The sequence below is a fragment of the Microbacterium sp. genome (assembly GCF_003248605.1).
In the GTDB taxonomy this organism is placed as follows: Bacteria; Actinomycetota; Actinomycetes; order Actinomycetales; family Microbacteriaceae; genus Microbacterium.
On the sequence record NZ_QFPF01000145.1, the window covers coordinates 1 to 4932 of the forward strand.

General features: G+C 70.1%; 6 protein-coding genes. 4 read left to right on the top strand and 2 right to left on the bottom strand.

What is annotated here, in order from left to right:
- Positions 1 to 380: hypothetical protein (locus tag DI573_RS13885; protein WP_292815504.1), on the bottom strand; the 380-nt coding region annotated here is incomplete at its 3' end.
- A 73-nt stretch (positions 381 to 453) separates the two neighbouring features.
- Here DI573_RS13885 and DI573_RS13890 point away from each other — a divergent pair.
- From DI573_RS13890 to DI573_RS13905, 4 genes are all read left to right on the top strand, one after another.
- The gene (locus tag DI573_RS13890) at positions 454 to 1002 is read left to right on the top strand and encodes a TetR/AcrR family transcriptional regulator (protein WP_292815507.1); all 549 of its coding nucleotides are present in this window, start codon (positions 454 to 456) and stop codon (positions 1000 to 1002) included.
- 82 nt (positions 1003 to 1084) lie between these two features.
- Positions 1085 to 1777 (top strand): response regulator transcription factor, encoded by a 693-nt coding sequence (locus tag DI573_RS13895; protein ID WP_292815510.1) that lies wholly within the window; start codon positions 1085 to 1087, stop codon positions 1775 to 1777.
- 145 nt (positions 1778 to 1922) lie between these two features.
- Positions 1923 to 3596: a HAMP domain-containing sensor histidine kinase gene (locus tag DI573_RS13900; protein WP_292815513.1), complete on the top strand. Its 1674-nt coding sequence runs from the start codon at positions 1923 to 1925 to the stop codon at positions 3594 to 3596.
- A 507-nt stretch (positions 3597 to 4103) separates the two neighbouring features.
- Positions 4104 to 4391 carry a WXG100 family type VII secretion target gene (locus DI573_RS13905; protein WP_292815516.1) on the top strand — a complete coding sequence of 96 codons (288 nt, stop codon included), beginning with the start codon at positions 4104 to 4106 and terminating at the stop codon, positions 4389 to 4391.
- Positions 4392 to 4467: 76 nt separating this feature from the next.
- On the opposite strand, the gene DI573_RS13910 is transcribed toward DI573_RS13905, so the two are convergent.
- Positions 4468 to 4932, bottom strand: a 465-nt coding sequence (locus DI573_RS13910) for a TCP-1/cpn60 chaperonin family protein (protein ID WP_292815518.1), incomplete at its 5' end; no start/stop codon positions are given.

Sequence of the window (4932 nt, forward strand, 5' to 3'; positions counted from 1 at the left end):
AGCGCAGAGAAGAACACCACCCCGGCGAACAGCGCGTGGAAGACCACGGGGCCCGGAAGACGGCCGCGGAAGACGTCGACGACGGCACCGCCGTAGTCGGAGAGGCGCTTGGTCGTGATGCCACGCAGCTCGCGGGAGCGGCGCACCATCATCGTCTCGCCGAACGGGATCCCGGCGGCGAGCACGATCTGGGCCGCCCAGGCGAAGGCCACAGCACCCGTCACGAGGAAGGTGATCCACAGCGCGAGCATCACGAAGACCGCAGCCACGTGCGCGATCATCGCGCCCGCGTATCGGCGGCCGTGACGGGCCCAGCCGATCAGAAGCCACACCCCGACCGAGCCCTGCACGATCCAGACGGCGAGCACCAGATACTCCATGCGTGCATGGTACTACTTCCATAGTGCTGTGTCACTACTTTCATAGTGTGGATGCTGCGCATAGTGTGCCTGCATGGCCACCACCCGCGAACGCGCACTCGACGCCGCCCTCGACCTCGTCGGCGAGCAGGGCATCCGCGCCCTGACACACGCCCGCGTGGACGAGCGGGCGGGGCTGCCGAAGGGCTCGACGTCGAACTGGTTCCGCACCCGCGCCGCGCTCATCGCGGGACTCATCACGGCCATCGCCGAGGGCGAGCGCTCCGACGCCGCGCGCGGCCCGCGACCGCGGCCCCGCACGCCCGGCGAACTCGTCGACATGCTGTGCCGGTTCATCGAGGTCGAGACCGGCGAATCGGCGGCTCGCACCCGCGTCCGTCTGGCGCTCTCCCTCGAGGCCTCGCTCGATCCCGACCTCATCGAACCGCTCGTGCGGCAGCGCGAGGTCTTCGTCGACTGGATGGCCGACCTGCTGCGCGATGTCGGGGCGCAGCATCCCGTGCCCGCCGCGCGCTTCCTCCTCGCCGCCGGCAACGGCATCACCTTCCACCGCTTGACCGTCGACCCCGACGCGCAGATCCGGCCGGTCATCGAGCGTGCGGTCCGGGCCTGCCTCGACTGATCGGCCGGGCGTCGGGATGCCGTGACCCGCCGCAGCGGGTGACGTCCAGCATCCCGAGGGGTCATATCGCGATAATGGGGGGATGAGCGCACCTCGCATCCTCGTCGTGGACGACGAGCCGAACATCCGCGACCTTCTCATCACGAGCCTGAAGTTCGCGGGTTTCCAGGTCAGGGCCGTCGCCAACGGCGCCCAGACCATCTCGGCCGTGCTCGAGGAGGAACCCGACCTCATCGTGCTCGATGTGATGCTGCCCGACATGAACGGGTTCAGCGTCACCAAACGCCTGCGCAGCGCGGGCTACACGGCGCCGATCCTCTTCCTCACCGCCAAGGATGAGACCGAAGACAAGATCGAGGGCCTGAACGCCGGGGGCGACGACTATGTCACCAAGCCGTTCAGCCTCGACGAGATCGTCGCGCGCATCCAGGCGATCCTGCGCCGAACGATGCAGGCCGACGAAGAAGCCGTGATCCGCGCCGGCGAGCTGTCGATGGACCAGGACACGCACGACGTCAAGGTCGGTGAGATCTCGATCGACCTCAGCCCGACCGAGTTCAAGCTCCTGCGCTACCTCATGCTCAACCCGAACCGGGTGCTGTCGAAGGCGCAGATCCTCGACCACGTGTGGGAATACGACTTCAACGGCGATGCCGGCATCGTCGAGAGCTACATCTCGTACCTGCGCCGCAAGATCGATCCGCACTCCTCCGAAGCGCTCATCCAGACCAAGCGGGGCTTCGGCTACATGCTGAAGGCCGGCAAGCCCGCCTAGGGGGCACCTCCTGGCGCAGCACAAAGAACCCGACACCCTCACCCTCTGGTGGCGAGGCATAAGCCTCCGCGCCAAGGTCACGGGGGTCACCGTCGCGATCCTCACGATCGGGCTCTTCGCCTCGGGGATCGCGACGCTGGGGTTCGTGCGCAACGCGCTGGTGACGGCGCAGGACGAGCAGCTCATCGCCCGCGCCCAGTCCGACCTCGCCGCCGGCCTGCTCGAGATCACCGCGGACGAGGAGACCGGCGAGGTAGGCATCACCCTCACCGCCGAGGCCGCCGCCACCGACTACTACGTGGCCGTGTACACCCCGGAGGGCGAGTCGAAGGGCAGCGTGCCCTCCGCGGGCGGCCCGATCTGGCCGGAGTCCTTTCCGCTCGAGAAGACGATCACGCAGGGCACGGCACCCTTCGCCCTCGTGTCGGAGGACGGCGACGTATTCCACGCGAGCGCGGGTCCCCTCGACCTGCAGCTCGGCGGGCAGCTGTACACGCAGGTGATCGCTCTGCCTCTCGCGCCCATCGACCGCACGCTCGCCACCTTCTTCGGCGCGTTCACGATCCTGGGTTTCATCACGATCCTCGCGGGCGCGTTCCTCACGCGATTCCTCGTGACGCAGACCTTCCGCGCCCTCGGGCAGGTCGAACGCGCCGCGATGGCGATCTCTGCGGGCGACTTCGGCCAGCGCCTCACCCCCGGCGACCCGAACACCGAGGTCGGCAGGCTCACGGGTGCCTTGAACACGATGCTCGATCGGGTGGATGCTTCGCTGTCGCAACGCGATTCGAGTGTGCGGCAGATGCGTCGATTCATCGGCGATGCCAGTCACGAGCTGCGGACGCCGCTCGTGACCGTGCGCGGCTACGCCGAGCTGTACCGGATGGGTGCGATCCGCGACGCGGAGAGCACGGCGCAGGCGATGGAGCGCATCGAGAAAGAGGCGATCCGCATGGGCGGCATGGTCGAGGACCTGCTCGCCCTCGCCCGCCTCGACGAGAAGCGCGAGGTCGACATCACCCCCGTCGATCTGCGTCCCGTCGCCCGCGACGCCGCGATGGATGTGCGCGCGGCCGCTCCCGGTCGCACGGTCACGGTGATCGACCTCTCGGCGGCACCGCCGCGCCCACGCCCCGTAGCGGGCGAGGCAGCGGGTGCGGGCACGGGCACGGGCGAGGAGCCGACGACCGACACCGCTGCGCTCCCCCGTCGCCGCGGTGGCGGGGCCGGCCGCGGCGGCGGCTCGGGAACGAACCGCCGCTCGCTTCTGCGGCGCGCCTCACGGCCTGTGCCGGCCCCGCGCGCCGCCGCGGGCGAGGCCGCACTGCCGACACCCCTGTCGTTCGACACGGATGCCGTCGGACCCGCGATCTCCCTGCCTCCCGTCGTCCTCGGCGACGAGAACCGCATCCGTCAGATCGTCGCCAATCTGCTCGGCAACGCGCGCCGGTTCACGGCCGACGACTCCCCCATCGAGATCACCGTCGGCACCGATCCGAGCCGGACCGGCGAACATGCCCCGATCGGCATGGGCTGGATCGCGATCTCCGACCACGGCGAGGGCATCCCCGAGCAGATCCGCTCGAGCATCTTCGAGCGCTTCTGGCGCGCCGACACCTCGCGCACGCGCGAGACCGGGGGCACCGGGCTCGGACTCGCGATCGTCGCGTCGATCGTCGATGCCCTGCACGGTGCCGTCGAGGTCGATGACACTCCCGGCGGCGGCGCGACATTCCGCGTCTACCTGCCGCTCGCCCGCGAGGCCACCCTCTACCTCGACACGCAGCCCCTGCCCAAATTCTCCGCGCCCTCCGCCTGACCTCACGCTCGCCGCAGCCCGCCCGCTCCCCTGTCGCGAAATGCGGATCGCAGCCCCGCACACCCGCACAATACGACAGGCGAGCAGCATCCCCGGCGCGTCCACCTCCACCGCGCGCAGCCCGACCGCTCCCCTGTCGCTTCTTGCGGGTCACAGCCCCGCACACCCGCACAACGAGACAGGCGAGCAGCATCCCCGGCGCGCCCCCCTCCACCGCGCGCAGCCCGCCCGCTCCCCTGTCGCGAAATGCGGGTCGCAGCCCCGCACACCCGCACAACGCGACAGGCGAGCAGCATCCCCGGCCGATGCGCCTCGGCCGGGCGACGCACTTCCACCGCGCGAGGCGGGCTCGGCCAGCGCGCGATGACAGCGAACCGCGCCGCACGCGACTCCTCCCCGACGCCGGCGCGAAGAACGGGCTCCACGGATGCTGTCGCCTCGGCGCGTGCACGATGCACAGCGCTCATAGCCTGGCGCGACACGTCCCTTCGAGATCCGGAGCAACATATGGCCGTCTTCACCGTCGATTCCGACGCGATCCTCACGCAGTCCGCCGCCGTGCGCGCGACCGTCGATCGCCTGCACGCCGAGTCGCAGGCGATGCTCGCGCAGCTGACCCAGCTGCAGTCCTCCTGGACCGGTCAAGCCGCGGGATCGTTCCAGCAGGTCATCGACCAGTGGCGCGCGACGCAGCGCCAGGTCGAGGACTCGCTCGCCGCGATCACACAATCGCTCGCCGCAGCAGGTCGGCAGTACGCCGACACCGAGCTCGCCGCTCTCAGCCTCTTCCGCTGACAACACCGACGCCGGGCGCACGAAGAAGGGCCCCTCCGCAATGGAGGGGCCCTTCTGTCGATCTAGCGGCGGGAACTCAGAAGTCCATGCCACCCGTCGGGTCGCCACCGGCGGGGGCGGCGGCCTTCTCGGGCTTGTCGGCGACGACGGCCTCGGTCGTGAGGAACAGGCCGGCGATCGACGCGGCGTTCTGCAGCGCCGAGCGGGTCACCTTGGCGGGGTCGATGATGCCCTGCGCGAACAGGTCACCGTACTCGCCGGTCGCGGCGTTGAGGCCGTGACCCGCGGGCAGCTCCGCGACCTTGTTCGCCACGACACCGGGCTCGAGACCCGCGTTGAGGGCGATCTGCTTGAGCGGGGCCTCGATCGCGACGCGGACGATGTTCGCACCGGTCGCCTCGTCACCCGTGAGCTCCAGCGTGGCCAGGGCGACCCGACCGGACTGGATGAGCGCGACGCCACCACCGGGGACGATGCCCTCCTCGACGGCCGCCTTCGCGTTGCGCACGGCGTCCTCGATGCGGTGCTTGCGCTCCTTGAG